Origin of the sequence: Cohnella nanjingensis (genome assembly GCF_014212125.1) — a bacterium.
GTDB lineage: Bacteria > Bacillota > Bacilli > Paenibacillales > Paenibacillaceae > Cohnella > Cohnella nanjingensis.
In genome coordinates this window covers 146,643-162,236 of sequence record NZ_JACJVP010000006.1, presented here as the reverse complement: position 1 = coordinate 162,236, position 15,594 = coordinate 146,643, and the positions used below count along the sequence as shown (strand labels likewise).

15 protein-coding genes and 1 pseudogene are annotated in these 15,594 nt (G+C 49.1%); 13 read left to right on the top strand and 3 right to left on the bottom strand.

Annotated elements, in window-relative coordinates:
* The 3 genes from H7C19_RS05290 to H7C19_RS35650 all read left to right on the top strand — a co-directional run bounded on the left by H7C19_RS05290 (window position 1) and on the right by H7C19_RS35650 (window position 1,587).
* Window positions 1-780, top strand: coding sequence for a hypothetical protein (locus H7C19_RS05290; protein ID WP_221469050.1), 780 nt, complete (start codon window positions 1-3; stop codon window positions 778-780).
* A 227-nt stretch (window positions 781-1,007) separates the two neighbouring features.
* Window positions 1,008-1,352 carry a hypothetical protein gene (locus tag H7C19_RS35400; RefSeq protein WP_221469049.1) on the top strand — a complete coding sequence of 115 codons (345 nt, stop codon included), beginning with the start codon at window positions 1,008-1,010 and terminating at the stop codon, window positions 1,350-1,352.
* Between the two features lie 37 nt (window positions 1,353-1,389).
* Window positions 1,390-1,587, top strand: a complete 198-nt coding sequence (locus tag H7C19_RS35650; protein WP_221469048.1) for a response regulator transcription factor — start codon at window positions 1,390-1,392, stop codon at window positions 1,585-1,587.
* Between the two features lie 129 nt (window positions 1,588-1,716).
* Here H7C19_RS35650 and H7C19_RS05280 read toward each other — a convergent pair whose 3' ends face one another.
* Together H7C19_RS05280 and H7C19_RS05275 are read right to left on the bottom strand one after the other, a co-directional pair.
* Window positions 1,717-1,995, bottom strand: coding sequence for a GNAT family N-acetyltransferase (locus H7C19_RS05280; RefSeq protein ID WP_185141525.1), 279 nt, complete (start codon window positions 1,993-1,995; stop codon window positions 1,717-1,719).
* Window positions 1,996-2,000: 5 nt separating this feature from the next.
* Window positions 2,001-2,228 carry a (4Fe-4S)-binding protein gene (locus H7C19_RS05275; RefSeq protein ID WP_185141524.1) on the bottom strand — a complete coding sequence of 76 codons (228 nt, stop codon included), beginning with the start codon at window positions 2,226-2,228 and terminating at the stop codon, window positions 2,001-2,003.
* 646 nt (window positions 2,229-2,874) lie between these two features.
* On the opposite strand from H7C19_RS05275, the gene H7C19_RS05270 reads away from it, so the two are divergent.
* From H7C19_RS05270 to H7C19_RS05260, 3 genes are all read left to right on the top strand, one after another.
* The gene (locus H7C19_RS05270) at window positions 2,875-3,363 is read left to right on the top strand and encodes an ATP-binding cassette domain-containing protein (RefSeq protein ID WP_221469047.1); all 489 of its coding nucleotides are present in this window, start codon (window positions 2,875-2,877) and stop codon (window positions 3,361-3,363) included.
* A gap of 128 nt (window positions 3,364-3,491) precedes the next feature.
* Window positions 3,492-4,175: a YkoP family protein gene (locus H7C19_RS05265; RefSeq protein WP_246469312.1), complete on the top strand. Its 684-nt coding sequence runs from the start codon at window positions 3,492-3,494 to the stop codon at window positions 4,173-4,175.
* A complete protein-coding gene (locus H7C19_RS05260; RefSeq protein ID WP_185141522.1) occupies window positions 4,162-4,857 on the top strand; it encodes a DedA family protein in 696 nt (231 codons plus the stop codon). Before H7C19_RS05265 ends, H7C19_RS05260 begins: the two co-directional genes overlap by 14 nt.
* Before the next feature lie 409 nt (window positions 4,858-5,266).
* On the opposite strand, the gene H7C19_RS34170 is transcribed toward H7C19_RS05260, so the two are convergent.
* On the bottom strand, window positions 5,267-5,722 hold the full coding sequence (locus tag H7C19_RS34170) for a hypothetical protein (RefSeq protein WP_221469046.1): 456 nt from the start codon (window positions 5,720-5,722) through the stop codon (window positions 5,267-5,269).
* A 265-nt stretch (window positions 5,723-5,987) separates the two neighbouring features.
* On the opposite strand from H7C19_RS34170, the gene H7C19_RS05255 reads away from it, so the two are divergent.
* The 7 genes and pseudogenes from H7C19_RS05255 (at window position 5,988) to H7C19_RS05230 (ending at window position 15,518) form a co-directional block, all read left to right on the top strand.
* Window positions 5,988-7,904, top strand: coding sequence for a winged helix-turn-helix domain-containing protein (locus H7C19_RS05255; RefSeq protein ID WP_185141521.1), 1,917 nt, complete (start codon window positions 5,988-5,990; stop codon window positions 7,902-7,904).
* 250 nt (window positions 7,905-8,154) lie between these two features.
* Window positions 8,155-10,725 carry an InlB B-repeat-containing protein gene (locus H7C19_RS05250; protein WP_185141520.1) on the top strand — a complete coding sequence of 857 codons (2,571 nt, stop codon included), beginning with the start codon at window positions 8,155-8,157 and terminating at the stop codon, window positions 10,723-10,725.
* Window positions 10,726-10,823: 98 nt separating this feature from the next.
* Window positions 10,824-10,958 (top strand): annotated as a pseudogene (locus tag H7C19_RS34620) (MFS transporter); the annotation flags it as partial.
* A gap of 167 nt (window positions 10,959-11,125) precedes the next feature.
* Entirely contained in the window at window positions 11,126-12,583 is a 1,458-nt protein-coding gene (locus H7C19_RS05245; RefSeq protein ID WP_185141519.1) for an ABC transporter substrate-binding protein, read from the top strand.
* The gene (locus H7C19_RS05240; protein ID WP_185141518.1) at window positions 12,576-13,457 is read left to right on the top strand and encodes a carbohydrate ABC transporter permease; all 882 of its coding nucleotides are present in this window, start codon (window positions 12,576-12,578) and stop codon (window positions 13,455-13,457) included. Before H7C19_RS05245 ends, H7C19_RS05240 begins: the two co-directional genes overlap by 8 nt.
* Window positions 13,454-14,326, top strand: a complete 873-nt coding sequence (locus H7C19_RS05235; protein ID WP_185141517.1) for a carbohydrate ABC transporter permease — start codon at window positions 13,454-13,456, stop codon at window positions 14,324-14,326. Before H7C19_RS05240 ends, H7C19_RS05235 begins: the two co-directional genes overlap by 4 nt.
* 25 nt (window positions 14,327-14,351) lie before the next feature.
* Window positions 14,352-15,518 (top strand): efflux RND transporter periplasmic adaptor subunit, encoded by a 1,167-nt coding sequence (locus tag H7C19_RS05230; RefSeq protein ID WP_185141516.1) that lies wholly within the window; start codon window positions 14,352-14,354, stop codon window positions 15,516-15,518.
* Window positions 15,519-15,594 lie beyond the last annotated feature (76 nt).

Below are 15,594 nucleotides of genomic sequence, written 5' to 3'. Positions count from 1 at the left end.
ATGCCTGCACGGAGCTCAGATCCAGATCCTATGACGAACCGAAACTTGTTATTGAAAACCATCCCCTTCTACGGTAAGTTCAACGAACTTTTACCGTGGGAGGGGATTTTATTTTGGAGCAACAATCATGTCCAGATTGGATCAGTCCTTGATGAAATTTATCGGATTTTGGAGGGGTATATCTTTTGCTGTCGAATAGATTTTACTGAGTTGCGCAAACTCGCACAAATAAATGGAAGCGGATACACAATCGATGTTTATCTAATTGTGTTAATCTGGAAAAATAATGTGATTCTACTCTTTGGGGCGGAAAGAATAGGTGAAGATAGGAGAGGTGTAATGAAAGGAATACTGGGAGCGATTCTTATCTATTTGACTTATATTAGTGTCGGTGTATTCATGTTTAACACATGGCCCTTTAATCACGGTATTGAAGGTAGTGTGCCAGCATTTTTTATTGTTACCCATTTAGCCCTTGCATTACTTCTATATCTATCTTCAAGAATAATCAATAGATACAAAGGAATACTTGGATTCCTTTTTTTTGTTGCATGGTATTTATCATCTACTGTATATGGAATTTCACAAGTGAAAAAATTGTTTGATGAATTTAATCCAGAAGATTTAGATGGTTGGAATATTATCCGTCATTGGGATTTTTTATTGTGGGAATGGAGTGTGCCTATCTATATTGGAACTGCGCAAATCATTTTTATCATATGTCATTTCCTTTTTAGCATTATTAAAAAGGAATGGGATTCTAATAGAAAGCTTAATTGATGAAATAGGTACGTAAACATCGTCTAACAAAGTTTCTTGTCTATTGAGCTCCCCTCGACGTTAGTACATAATATGTCTCGCATATTTTATGCCGCGCCGTGCTCGATCTTCGATGCGTGCGGCGGCTGCCAGCTGCAGCATTGGGACTATGCGGCGCTGCTGTGGTGGGTGGTGGCGATAGTGCGCCGGACGGGCTGCCACCCGTCGTCGTCCATCCGATCATCGGAATGGACGAGCCTTGGCGCTACCGCAACAAAGCCCAGGTGCCGATCGGCACGGGCGAGGGCGGACTGGTTGGCGGCTTCTACGAGCAGGGCAGCCACGACATCGTCGACATGGAGGCCTGCCTCATCCAGCAGCAAGAGAACGAGGACACCGTCCGCGACGTCAAAGCGATCGCCCGCTCGCTTGGGTACTCCGCCTATGACCGTTCGACGGGCCGCGGCGCAAGGTTACTTGCTCAAGTCGTTGCATCCTGCTTCTTTTCACGAGTATCTGAGATCGCTCTTGATCGAGGATGCGACTCTGCCGAGAGAGCTTGGATATCAAATTTTAAAGCAGTTTGTTACTGAGAGTATCCCACATGGAGAACAACCCATTCTTAGCGTAATGGAAACGGCAGTATTAAGAAATCTGTGCAGAGGATTCAAGATCGAAGAAATCGCCGATCGGTTAGTAATACCGGAAAATAAAGTGAAACTTATACTGAATGATATTCTTTTTAAGTTGAAATTAACGAATCGTACTCAACTTGTCACTTATGCGACCGATAATGGAATTTTTATGTCTAAGGTAAGCCTTCAATGAGAGGGTATTTTTGTCTTTTCAAGGGATCGGGAGTTGGATGTGTCACAGGGGACTCTTTTTTTCAATCTGTCATATCAAAAAAGGCAAGTCCAAAGCAACTGAACCCGCCCTTTCTTCTGCCTATATGGATTAATATTTCACATCCGCGTATTCCGGTCTTGTCTCCAATTGTCTCTTAGCAAAAGGACAAAGCCCGAGTAGCCTGACCTTATTCTGCCGCGCATAATCAACGACTTCAGACATTAACTCCTCAGCCAATCCTTGTCCGCGATAATTCTCATCCACATAGGTGTGGTCGATAATAAAGAGAGTTTCACTGGTAACACTATATGTCATTTCGGCCACCAGCTTTCCGTCTTTTTGAATATAAAATTGATGTCCATCCGCATGATGTTGAACCTTATTCATATATTTCACTCCTTATCAGTCTTGTTTGTCAGCTTATAGGTCAGTGCTCCACTTGGACAAGTGTCGATATGGGCAGCGATCTTGTCCGCAGGTGATTCTGTAGCATTAACCCATGGCCGCTTGCTCAGATCAAATACCTCGGGCATCCCTTTTACACAAACGCCGGAATGAATGCATTTCTCCGAATCAAAATAGATTTCGATTTCTTCACCTTTGTACACTTTCTTATCCATGTTGAACACACCTTTCCATAATGAAAATACGGAACTTTCTACTCGTTAAAGGAAATGGTTCATGTAATTCATTGATCGTTACTGGGTAAAGTATAGATGTAGAAATTCAACTTGTCTAATCTACCTCGTTAATTCTCTGAGTCGGTTTGGACGTATGTTGGTGAATTGACAACCGTTAATCCTGGGATTGGACGAGATTGGTGTTCACTAAAGTCGTGACAGAAAAAGTCGGATCAAAAATCGGGTAAGAGGCTCAAGCTAAAAATAGCTTGGGCTTTTGGTGCGCTTGGCAGCGCAATCGACTTTAGAAGTACGAAAACAAAGGCATCTTCCCCGGCTCCGGGACGATCAAAGTCGGTTGAGCGCCTCTGGGCCCGGGGGAAACGCCGAAAGACACGTGTTACATCCGGGAAAAGAACTTTCATTTCGGCGGAGCCAAGGTGATCGAGATCTTGCAGATCGCTTCCGCGTTCCATCCGAACTGGGATTGGGATTTCGCGAATGAACTGGTCCGTACGTTCAAACTGAACCCGAACAAAAAAATGCGGCAGCTCTCCAGGGGGATGAGTCGCTCGTCGGCAATATCGTCGGACTGGCGAGCCGAGCGCCGCTTACGATCTATGATGAACCGGTACTTGGGCTTGACGTGCTGATGCGGGAGAAGTTCTATAGCGTCCTGATGGAAGATTACGCGTTGAATCCGCGGACGATCCTGCTGTCCACGCATCTGATCGACGAGATCTCCAAAGTGGTCGAACGCGTCTATATTCTGGAAGCCGGCAACATCCTCCTGCACGATGACGTGGACAACATCCGGACCCGGTCTTTCATGCTGACAGGCAGCAATGAAGCGCTCGAGCAATTCACGAGAGGCAAATGCGTGATCTACAAGGAGTCTTACGGGAAAGGCAGCTTGGCGGCCGTATACGACAGGATCGGAGAAGACGAGCGGCTGCAGGCAGGCAGAATGGGCATTTCGGTTGACGGGCTACCCTTGCAGAAATTTTTTGTATATTTCATCGAGGGGAGCGGGCACAACGATTCGCTGTGGAAGGGATTCGGGCTGGAACTGGTCTTAAGCCTCGCTTTTCTGGCGGGCGGTTGGTTGTTCACGAGAAAAAGAAGCTTCTATTAATAGACTTGCTTGCCGGATAACCTCGACCTAAGGCCATCGAACATCCTCATCCCCGGGTTGGGGCGTCCGTAGGGTTCGACCGGTTAGAATGAAGGAAGTGGATAGGGTAGACGAGGAGATGACGTACATTGAATGATTTCATACGCCAATCGATCATACGGCCCCTCTGGATGATGTGGGAAAGGGGCTTTGGACTGCTGTCGCGTCTACGCAGCGTATATACATCGGATTTCGGAATTTGCAAGGTCATGGTAAGAAAACATCGGGGAGAAAGCATCTTGTGCCAGGACGGCACGCGCGTTCAGGACGGCGATTGGATCGGCGAGCTGCACTTGGACAACGGGAAAGTGCTGGACTTACTCCAGACTCGGGGATCAGACCGCGCGGCTCTCCGGGTAGCCCGCATGGCATCCGATTCGATGAAGCAAATCGCACGCTCCACGGAAGAATGTCCGGAAATGTCGCAGATCAAAGCTTTGGTCGGCATTACGCTGCTGCACCGCGGGATCACGCACGGACTCGGCTTTGAACAACACAAGGTGAAATCGGGTGTTTTCGAGCGTTTGTCGACGTCCTACCTCCGGTTGCTGTTGTCCGTCATGCATCCGGAAGGATCCAAACGGATCGACAGACGCAAAGAGAAATTGGTGCCGATCATGCTCGTCCATACCCGGGATTCGTTAAGGAAACGCTTCTTGCTGTCGCATGAGAGAAACGATTCCGTTGTTAGCGGGATGACCGATTCCTTCGAGATCGTTCCCGTTGCTAAGGCGATTCCCCTAGAACAGGAAAAAGTCCATGCACATTATTGAGTGGTGGTTGGAACAGTACGGGTATCTGACTCTGTTTATCGGTCTCCTGCTGGAGTATATCGCATTGCCGTTTCCCGGAGAGCTGGTGATGGGGTACTCGGGATACTTGGTTTTCCAAGGAAAGCTTCACTTGCTGCCCGCCCTTCTCTTAAGCTGGGGAGGCACGTCGATCGGCATGACCGTCACATACGGGATCGGCCGCAAACTGGGTTACCCTTTCCTGAGCAAATTCGGCCCGAAGTTTTTTCTTGACGCCAAGAAGCTGTCAAAAACGACGGATGCCTTCGAACGATATGGCAGCAAGTTGTTATTCTTTTCCTTCTTCATTCCCGGCGTTAGGCATTTTACGGGTTACTTGGCGGGAGCGCTGAACGTTCCTTACCGGAAGTTCGCCATCTATACTTACTCAGGAGCTTTATTCTGGGTCGTGACGTTTCTCGTGGGCGGGCGGCTCCTCGGATCGAAATGGGAACAAATTCATATCCTTACGTCCCAATACGGCAAGGAAACGATGTTGTACGTAGCCGGGTTGATCGGAGTCTGTCTCTTGTATTCCAAATTCGCAAACCGCAGCGACTCCAGGATGATGAACGCGATGGACAGGAGAAGATGGCTGATGGTTCTCATCGGGGGACTGTTCTCCATGGCAGGCGTTTATATGTTTTCTATGTTAGAGAGGTGATTACCGTTGAAGAACACTAAAAATCAGAAAATTCTGCTATTACCGGGATCGCTCGGGGACGGGCACAAGTTGGTTGGTATGGTTCTAAGGAAGAGATATCAAAAGTGATAGAGCTTCCTCTGAGCGAAAAGGGAGTGTTTAATAAGGAAATAATAGATAAGAGTATATATGCTGGAGAGACAATAATCGTTCCTACCAAGTATATCGATAAGCCCCAGTATACGATAGGATTAGGCGATTCATTTGTAGCAGGTGTCCAAATTTGTTTTATGTAACAGATTCGCAAAATATTGCTGCATTCCCGAAACATAGTTGCTTATCAAGAAATCATGTAATGAGGCCACATTTACCTATCTGTTGAAGCTCAGGCGTAATTCATGCTTGGGCTTTTTGCGTTCTGACGTGTATTTTATTGCTCTATTGCCTGACGATGTAAGTTAAAATAGCGATAACGCGTTAAAAAGTTTATTTTATGAGTCAATTGTATCGATTTCAATCTGGTGTTCGAGGTGCGGAGGATGATTCTAAGTACGAAGTTGCATGTTCCCCATACCCATTCCGCACTGCTCCGGCGTCCTGCGTTGATGCGGAATTTGGATGAGGGTTTGAAGTACAAGCTTACGGTCGTCTCCGCGCCGGCAGGATATGGCAAGACGACGGCCATAAGCGAATGGGTGAGACGAAACGAGGTGCCCTGCGCCTGGATTTCGTTGGACAAGCTGGATAATGACGTCATACGGTTCTGGAGCCATGTAATCGCCGCCATCGAAAAATGGAAGCCCGGCTTCGGAACTTGCTTATGGCCTGATCGATTCGCCTCCCATTCCGCTGCATCCTTGGAGTCGGCGGTTACGGCTTTGCTCAATGAGCTGATTGGATTTTCTGACGAACTGGTTATTGTGCTCGACGATTTCCATCTGATTGAACTTTCTTCGCTGCTTGCAATGATAAATGATATGCTGGAGCATTTACCGCCTCATATTCATCTTTATTTGACAAGTCGAACCGCCAGGCCCCTGCCGTTGGCGCGGCTTCGGGCGAAAGGGCAGCTTCATACCATTCAAGCGCAGGAGCTTCGCTTTCAGCCGGAAGAAGGCATCCTCTACTTTCGCGATTGTATGAGGTTGTCTTTGCCGAAACATGACGCGGCCCTGCTCGTTCGGCAGACCGAGGGCTGGATCGGCGGCATGCATTTGGCCGCATTGTCCTTGAGAAACAACGGCGACCGGTCCGGCTTCATCCGCCAGTTCAGCGGCCGGCAGCGCGAGATCTCCCATTACTTGCTGGAAGAGGTGTTTCAGCAGCAGTCCGACGAAGTGCGCGGCTTCCTGCTAGCAACGTCGATTTTAAACCGGATGAACGGGTCTCTGTGCGACGCGGTGACCGGCTTGACGGATGGCCAAGCCCGGCTGGAACTGCTGGAGCAATTGAATTTGTTTATTGTCCCGTTGGACGAGCAGCGGGAATGGTATCGCTATCACGATTTATTCGCGGATTTTTTGCGTCGGCAGCTACGGCAACGGCATGCCGAACGTTGGACGCAGTCGCATGCCGACGCGGCCCGTTGGCTGGAGCAACACGGCTTGCTCATGGAAGCGGCGGAGCAACTGCTGGCGGGGAATCTCCACGCCGCTGCCGCTTCCTTCATCGAGAGGCGGATTTCCGATATCCGGCTGCCGTATGCGACGCTCCTCCGTTGGCTGAGCGTACTTCCCGAGGCCAGCCTGTCAGAGAAGCCGATGCTGCAATTTTTGCACGTGAAAGCATTGATCGAAACCGAAGAATGGGCGTTGGCGGAATTAAAGCTGCAAAGTATCGAAACCGTGCTGACCGGTCCAGGCTGGGAACCGTGGCTAAGCGCGTTGTATTTGATGCGGGCCGAGCTGTCCTTTTACCAGAAAGACTTGAACCAGGCGGAAGCGTATTTGGATTTTTTCGAACGGCATATGCCGGAGGGCAGCGTGTTGCAGACGATGATGAGAAATGCCGCGAATGGCGGGGGGTTCGATCGACTGCTGGCGTCCGTCAACGATTTGCGCGCGGCGGGACGCGTGATTCAGAAATTAATTGCGGTGTGGGAGCGCAATGCGAATTATCCGTTCGTCGGTTATTTCTATGTCGCATACGGCAAGCTGTTATACGAATGGAATCGCCTGGAAGAAGCGCAGCGATGCTTCGATCGTGCGCTGCGGCAAAAGCCGCTGCCGGCTTATGAGCGGATGATGACGGACGCTTCGATCGGCGCTGCCCGGATCAGTCGGGCCAGGGACGATCTGGAGGGGGCTTTCGAGCTTTTGGAGCAGGCCAAGCGGCAGCTCGGCAGTCCGGATAAGCTTTCCTTTCTCCGAAAGCTGGATGCGGAGAAAATACGCTTGTCCATGCTTCAGGGCGCCGCTGCGGAAGCTTCCGCCTGGCTGCGATCGTGCGGCTTGAAGCCTTCCGACAGCATTCCGCCGCAGCGTGCAGAGGAATATCTGGATGTGGCCAGAGCGCTTGCGGCATGCGGGCGCACCCCCGAGGCTTCGCAGCTGCTCACGCGGATCTACCGTCTCGCAGTCCAGGAAGACCGGCTTTATTTCCAAATCAAGGCGTTGATCCTGCAAAGCATATTGCTGCAAGATCAGGGAGACACGCCGGCCGCGATCATCAAGCTGGAGACGGCTCTTCAATTGGGGGAACCGCACGGCTATGCGCGCAGCTTTGCCGACGAGGGGGCGGGCCTCGCCAAGCTGCTTTCTCTATATTTGGGTTTGAGACAGCGCAGTTTCATTCGCAACTCTGCCCCGATTTCCTTGCCTTACGTCAAGAAGCTGCTGCAACTGATGCAAGCGGGAACGGAAGAACCGGCTGCGATCTTCCCGCTAACGGAGCAGGAAACGAAAATTTTGCGTCTGATCGAACAAGGCTTGTCGAACAAAGAAATCGCCGCCCGAACGAGCGTATCGGTCGGAACCGTCAAGACGCATATCAAGAACCTCTATCGCAAGCTAGAGGTGAATAACCGATTGCAGGCGATTCAGCGAGGGAAAATGTTGAATTTGTTATAAATTTGGATTTTATTTCCTCTATGTCTACCCCCCTTATCTCTCCCTATCGGGAGATTTTTTTTCGCCGTAAATTGGAATAGAGTAGGGGAGGAGGCTTGCAGCTTAATGACAACTTCAACTGATTGCGACAGGGGAATAGCGGCCTGAAGATTTGACGGAGACGCTGTTTTAGGACTCCGAGTTGGGAATGGGGAACAGTACCGACTAATCGACAGATGAAGAACAACGGAGAAAAAGGAGGCGTTTCAATGTGAAGAAAATCAGCAGTATACTGGTTATTCTATTCCTACTTGGTTTGCCATGGGGAAATCTAACGGTCCATGCGGAAAATGCGGTATCGGATTTTGAATGGCAAGATGATGGCACGAATATCACGATCACTGGCTATCACAATGACTCAGTGAAGGCTGTAGAGATCCCGCCAGAGATTGATAACAAACCCGTTACAGCAGTAGAAAGTTCGGCATTTCAGAGAAAAAATCTAACCAGTGTGAAGATTCCCGATAGCGTCACGAGTATTGGGGATTCTGCATTTGCTTATAATCAGCTAACCAGTGTAGCGATTCCAGCTAGCGTTACGAGTATCGGGACGCGTGCATTCCTTAGCAATCAGCTAACCAGTGTAACGATTTCAGCTGGCGTTACGAGTATTGGGAGTTTTGCATTTGCTTATAATCTGCTAACCAATATAGCGATTCCAGCTAGCGTTACGAGTATCGGGAATTCTGCATTTCAGAACAATCAGCTAACCAGTGTGGAGATTCCAGCTAGCGTTACGAGTATCGGGAATAATGTATTTGTTTATAATAAGCTAACCAGTATAGCGATTCTGGCTAGCGTCACGAGTATTGGGAATGCTGTATTTGCTTATAATCAACTAACCAGTGTAGCGATTCCAGCTAGCATTACAAGCATTGGGAGTTATGCATTTGCTTATAATCAGCTATATCAGGTTATATTTGAAGGAAAACCGGCATTAACCTCATCTTCATTTTCCAACCAAGCCATAAATAATGTTTCTTTTAACGGGTGGTATAAGGATGAAGACTACATCGGGCAATGGGATGGCACTGCTCCAGAGCCGATGACGATTTATGGCAAATGGGATAATGTTACATACGAAGTGGCGTTTGATATTGGCGGAGGCGGGGACGATGAGATCAATGCGCAAACCGTCAATTACGGCAGAAAGGTGATGAAACCATCTGATCCAAAGAAGGAAGGCTATGCATTCGTCGGCTGGTACAAAGAGGAAACGCTAAACAATCAATGGGACTTTGCGACCGATACGGTAACAGGGACTATGATGTTGTATGCCAAGTGGGATGCCATGAATTACGCCGTGACCTTCGATAAGAACGGCGGAGATGCGGACGCCAATCCGGCGGTTATAACAGCCGTATACGGAGGGAACGTTGGAACGCTGCCGACGCCGCCGACTCGAACCGGTTATTCGTTTGCAGGATGGAACACGAAAGCAAATGGACAAGGCGATCCGTTCAATGCCACAACAGCAGTCACCGCAGATATAACCGTTTATGCGCAATGGACGGCAGACCCTGTCACCGTGACCTTCGATAAGAACGGCGGAGATGCGGACGCCAATCCGGCGGTTATTACAGCCGTATACGGAGGGAACGTTGGAACGCTGCCGACGCCGCCGATTCGAACCGGTTATACGTTTGCAGGATGGAACCCGAAAACAACCGGACAAGGCGATCCGTTCAATGCCACAACAGCAGTCACCGCAGATATAACCGTTTATGCGCAGTGGACGGCGAACAGCGGAGGCAGCAGCAATGGAGGAGTTTCTTCACCATCATGTGATGCCAAAGTCATCTCCACGGATGGTAAGTTAACCCTTCCCACATGTGGAGGGGGTGAGGTCAGTTTGGGGAAAGACGTTACCGTCATCATTCCGACAGGCGCTTCCGACAGAGAACTGACACTGACCATAGAGAAAGTATTGGACACGCAGGAGCTTCCGACGGAAAGGGATAAACTTGCGAGCCCCATTTACGAGATTCTAAAAAACTTCCCGGAGAACTTCAAGAAACCGGTCACGCTGATCTTCGCATTTGATCCGTCTAGGTTGAAGGATACTCAAGTTCCCGTCGTATTCTACTATGACGAAGCGAAGAAGGAATGGGCGAAAATCTCCGGGGGCAAAATTGAAGGCAATCGCATCTCCGTAGAGGTTAATCACTTTACGAAATTTGCAGTTTTCGCGGAGGATAAGGAAGTAACAGAACCTGCCCAAGACCCAGCGAAGCCTGAGATTTCCTTCCGTGATATTGCCGGACATTGGGCGGAAAACAGCATCAAGCAAGCCGTGTACGATGGAATCGTTACAGGTTATCCAGATGGAATGTTCAAGCCAAACCATCCGGTTACTCGCGCCGAATTTACGGTTATGCTGGCAGGAGCGCTGAAACTGGACGGAACAGGCGCGGCGCTTAACTTCACAGATCGGGATAAGATCGGTGCTTGGGCGAAACGAGCGGTTGCGCTCGCTGTGCAAGCGGGAATCGTCAGCGGGTATGAGGACGACAGCTTCCGACCAAGTACGCAAATCACTCGCGCGGAGATGGCTTCGATGATTGCCAGAGCGCTGAGAGTGACTCTTGATGCGAATGCAACAACCAGTTTTGCCGATAACGAAGACATCCCGAAATGGGCGAGGGGCGCGGTAGAAGCGATCCGCAAGCAAGACATTGTTAGCGGTCGCGGCGGCAGCAAGTTCGTCCCGAACGGTCCGGCGACGAGGGCAGAAGCGGTCGTCATGCTGCTTAGAGTGTTGGAAGCGCAAGATCAACAATAATAGTAGGCAGGGCGGCCTTTGTTCCCAACCGACAGGTCAGATCCTGCTCGATCGTTCCTCCGAACCGTCTTGCCCGCAAGACCTCCTGCTCACATTTGGTGGCGCTTGTTCTCTCGCTTGTGGGTCAGTTTAGCGGATCATCGCGCAGCATCGCGGTATCGGTTTATACGTTTATCCTGTTTGCGGGAACGAGTCTAGGACCGATCATAGCGATTCAATTCATGAGAACGGGATAATTCAGGTCATACAAAACAAGCCGAAAGGTCCGTCGACCTACGGCTTGTTTTTTTGTTCGTTGCCGCTTTGTAACAACTTGTTTACAAGTTTTCCGGAAGTTGATGACATGTATCTTCTATGCTTAATAGGGATCAGTAACTAATGATATGGAGGCGGTAATTGAATGAAAAAAATATCAATGTTTGTTGTAAGCTGCTTGCTTATTGTCGTATTTACAGGCTGCACGAGCGCGAGCGGCGAAGGGGGAACGGACAACCAAATCACAAATAGCCACACTGAACAGCCAGGTGCTTCAACGCAAGCCACGCAGCCTGCCGCGATGCCTTCGCCCGATCCGAACAAACAGAGCACGCTTGTTTTCAGTATGTATAAGCGGGATTCGTATTTTGAGACAGCGGCTAAAGCCTATGAGAAAGAGCATCCCAATACCAAAATCAACGTGAAATACATCGTTAAAAATACAAGTGAAGATATATCAAGAGCCAAGCAGGAGAAATTCAAGTCCACAATGATCGCGGACTTTCTAAATGGCAAAGGCCCGGACCTGGTGGTAATGGATGCATTGCCTGCCGATAAATATGTCGCCAAAGGTTTGCTCGCGAATGTAGGGGATATGTTGAAGGGCGACCCTTCCTTCAAAAAAGAGAATTATTATATGAACATATTGGACAGCTTGCAGACAAGTGAAGGTGGATTGTACATGCTGCCGTTGTCGTTTTCCTTGCATACGTTGACGGGGGATCAGCAGTTATTAGAGCAGTCGGGTGTCCACTTTAATGACCAGTCGTGGACCTGGACGGAATTTCTGGATACGATTCAGCAGTTGACTGCCAAGCGGGACGATCGTTACGGATTTATGGCATTTGATGAGAATAATTTATTGCTGAACATGGCCAGAACAGACTACAACCGACTTGTAGATGCCGTGAACCGTACCGCTCACTTTGACTCGGACCTCTTCCTGGGTATGCTGGAGCAGATTAAACAGATGAAAGGCCAAACGGTCCTATACTACGGGAAAGAATTAAAGCAAACAGAAGGTTCAAAGGGTTTCCCAATCTATTTTGGGGAAGATGAGCTTCTTACACCGTATCAATATTTTCAATATGCTGCTAATATGCAAAACTCAAAAGAGCACTCGCTTGTTTTTTATGAAAAGCCCAAAGCTGAAGGGCAGCAGCCGGGAGGTTATTTTGAGCCGTATCTAAAGATTGCAATCCATGCAAAGTCTTCGCTGCAGCCTGAGGCATGGGATTTTCTAAAATTTCTGATGTCCGGACAAGCGAGCGCAGCTGCAGCATGGGGAGCCAATGATCTGACCTATGAGGGGCAGGGATTCAATGGAACCTTTCCGATATCCAAGTCCCTGTATACAGCCAAGACCGATAACATGGTGCAGGCCGGCCCCCTTCAAATGCTAGAGGGCGGTCCTGTGAAGATCACAGAGCAGGATCTAAAGAAGCTGGATTCGTTAGTCACAAGCGCCAACAAACCGATATTTGATGGAGAGATTTTGCAGATTATGGCGAAGGAATCACCCGCATACTTCCACGGACAGAAATCTGCCCAAGAGGTCGCAAAGATTATTCAGAACAAAGTCACTACTTATCTGAATGAATAGATCCTGGGTTCGGCGCTGGCTGCGCAAGGACGGGATAGCGGCCATCCCGTTCCTTGCGCCAAGCCTTGCCGGCTTTTGCCTGTTTTTTGCCGTCCCGCTTGTGATGAGCGTTTATTATTCTTTTTTTGACCAGGTAACGGACGGCACATTCGTTGGACTGGACAACTATAGAGAGCTGCTGGAGAGCAGCTCCTTCCGCAAGGCGGCAGGCAATACCTTGCTCTTTACAGGGGTTGGCGTTCCATTGTTGATTTTGTTGTCCCTTGGGCTTGCCCTCCTGTTCAATCGTCAGCTATGGCTGAAAAACGCGATGAAAACAGCGGTTGTACTGCCTTTGGTCGTGCCGATTGCTTCGATCGTCATGATCACGCAGATCTTCATTGATTGGAACGGTGTTCTGAACGCCTGGCTGCATCGGCTGGATTTGCCGCGTGTTGACTGGCTCAACTCGGATGGAGCATTGATGATCATCCTTCTGATTTACGTGTGGAAAAATATAGGCTATAACATGATCTTGTTTCTGGCCGGACTGCAGACGATTCCGCATAGCTATTACGAAACGGCACGAATTGAGGGAGCAGGCAGCCTCCGTCAATTTTGGGGGATTACGGTTGTTTATTTGACGCCTACTCTATTTTTCGTCATTCTGATTTCGCTTGTAAATTCGTTTAAAGTTTTTCGAGAGACGTATATGCTGGCGGGGGCTTATCCATATGACCGTCTCTATATGATTCAGCATTATATGAACAACATGTTTTTTTCTCTGGATATTCAGAAGCTGTCGGCTGCAGCTATATTTATGGCTGGATTTATCGTCATATTGATGTCCGGATTATTAAAAATTGAACATCGATTTCTGGAAAATATATCATGACAATCTCACGCAATCTCTCCCGTCTTTTGCTCTCATTGTTCACGGGGCTTGTAGCTGCTGCCATGATACTTCCGATACTGCTCACGGTAACCAACTCGCTGATGACAGAGAGAGAGATGAGCTTTAATTACGGCTTGTTGGGTGTTGTGACGGATGCTTCGGCTCAAGCGAAATTTGTTAATTTGAAGCTGATCCCGGACTGGGTCACACTGAGCCAATATGCGAAGTTGCTGGATTCAACGCCCAGATTCCTGCAGATGTTCTGGAACTCGATAAAGCTTGTTGTCCCGATAGTAGTCGGACAAACTGCGGTCGCCACGCTTGCGGCTTACGCCTTTGCCAGACTTCGCTTTAAGGGGCGTAATGTATTATTCATGGTTTATTTGATTACCATGGTGCTGCCCTTTCAGGTTACGCTGGTTCCTAATTACCTGATGATTGAGCGACTGGGCCTAATGAACACGTCAGGAGCGGTTATTTTGCCGGGGGTATTCGGCGTGTTCGGTATATTTATGATCCGTCAGTTTATGGCAAACCTGCCTTATGTTTATACAGAGGCAGCGAGAATGGATGGTGCGGGACATGGCCGGATTTTTTGGGAGATTATCTTGCCGTTGACAAAACCCGGTTTGGCGGCACTGGTCATTTTGCTGTTCGTTGATTACTGGAATATGGTTGAGCAGCCGCTGATTTTTTTGAAAGAAGAGTTCGATTACCCGTTATCGCTATATTTGGCTTATATTCAGGAATCGGAGCGGGGGGTCATTTTTGCCGCTTCTGTACTGTATATGACTCCAATGGTGCTGCTGTTTCTGTACGCCGAATCGGATCTGGTTGAAGGAATCGAGCATTCCGGCATCAAGGGGTAGGATTTTATAGAAAAGGGGGTGTAGAATGGAGGCTCTGTTGAGCTCGGGAAAGCGAAATGCTCGAAAGCGTATTGTGGTTGTCATCGCAAGCTTGTTTATTGGCATACTTCTTGTCTGGACATTATTTAGCAACATGATGATTGGACTGACATTGCCGAGAGTTGTTACGGAGACGCCAGCACCAGGCTCGCTGGATTTCAACTTTCAAGGCACATCCAGCCTGCAGCCTGTATTGGAGGTGGAATTGTTTAACCCTTCGGGAGAAAAGCCGACAGAAATTCTGGCACGCGAAGGCGATGTTGTGCAAAAAGGGCAATTGTTGGTGAGGTATGATCGTACCGCAAAGGAGCAGCAGTTAGAACTGGAGCAGAATGCGCTGAAAAAGATGAAACTAGGCTCTAAGCAGCTTCAGGATGACTTCAAGCTGGCAGCGCGTGGAGATGATGCTGCGGCAATCGAAGCGGCTCGGAATGCTATGGAAAGCTTGAAGCTGGATCTTTCCGCACAGGAGAAGCGGATTCAGATGCTGCAAACGGAGCTGACGGATCGCACAGAGCTTAGAGCGCCTTTCACTGGTAGGGTCACTGCTATACTTGCAATCGAAAATATACCTTCCAATGGGGCGGATATTCGGCTCCTGAATACGGAGCGCGGCATGCAATTCGACATTCAGATCCCGGCCGGTATGGCTGCTGAATGGACGGAGGGCGACGCGATCAAGGTACGCATTCTTGGAAAGGATAGCCGTCTGGTGGAAGGGCGAATTACGAAAATGGAGGCAGACAGCAGGAAGGAAAGCAACATGCCGGAGGGGAGCGATGCTACGAAAAATCCGGCTTCAGAGGAACGACAGACGACCAAAGAAATGGTGCAGGTTCAGGTAAGCATGCACGACAAGTCGCTGCGCGCAGGGAATCGGGTGCAAGTCGAGCTGACCCAATCGGCAGGCGGTGATACGTTTGTACTATCGCGCAAAGCGGTGCATCAAGATCGGAATGGCTTCTATGTTTTTACGGCTCAGAGTAGGCCCGGCCCGCTTGGCAATCAGTTCTATGCCTCCAAAAACTATGTGACCGTCATCGGCGAGGATGATCAACGTACGGCCATTGCCCAGGAGCTTTGGAATGAGGATGCCGAAATTATTGTAGAAAGCAGCGAACCGCTCATGGATGGTCAGCGCATTCGATTCTAAATGAAAGGTGGTTTGTTCGATAATGTATAATGAAGAAGATAACGAAAGGCGAATGGAGCCGTTAATGAGGGATTGC

What these genes read in the sequence shown, in the direction of transcription:
- H7C19_RS05290 (WP_221469050.1), top strand. Translation starts at nt 1, where the DNA reads ATGCCTGCACGGAGCTCAGATCCAGATCCTATGACGAACCGAAACTTG.
- H7C19_RS35400 (WP_221469049.1), top strand. Translation starts at nt 1,008, where the DNA reads ATGGACGAGCCTTGGCGCTACCGCAACAAAGCCCAGGTGCCGATCGGC.
- H7C19_RS35650 (WP_221469048.1), top strand. Translation starts at nt 1,390, where the DNA reads ATGGAAACGGCAGTATTAAGAAATCTGTGCAGAGGATTCAAGATCGAA.
- H7C19_RS05280 (WP_185141525.1), bottom strand. Translation starts at nt 1,995, where the DNA reads ATGAATAAGGTTCAACATCATGCGGATGGACATCAATTTTATATTCAA.
- H7C19_RS05275 (WP_185141524.1), bottom strand. Translation starts at nt 2,228, where the DNA reads ATGGATAAGAAAGTGTACAAAGGTGAAGAAATCGAAATCTATTTTGAT.
- H7C19_RS05260 (WP_185141522.1), top strand. Translation starts at nt 4,162, where the DNA reads ATGCACATTATTGAGTGGTGGTTGGAACAGTACGGGTATCTGACTCTG.
- H7C19_RS05245 (WP_185141519.1), top strand. Translation starts at nt 11,126, where the DNA reads ATGAAAAAAATATCAATGTTTGTTGTAAGCTGCTTGCTTATTGTCGTA.
- H7C19_RS05240 (WP_185141518.1), top strand. Translation starts at nt 12,576, where the DNA reads ATGAATAGATCCTGGGTTCGGCGCTGGCTGCGCAAGGACGGGATAGCG.
- H7C19_RS05235 (WP_185141517.1), top strand. Translation starts at nt 13,454, where the DNA reads ATGACAATCTCACGCAATCTCTCCCGTCTTTTGCTCTCATTGTTCACG.
- H7C19_RS05230 (WP_185141516.1), top strand. Translation starts at nt 14,352, where the DNA reads ATGGAGGCTCTGTTGAGCTCGGGAAAGCGAAATGCTCGAAAGCGTATT.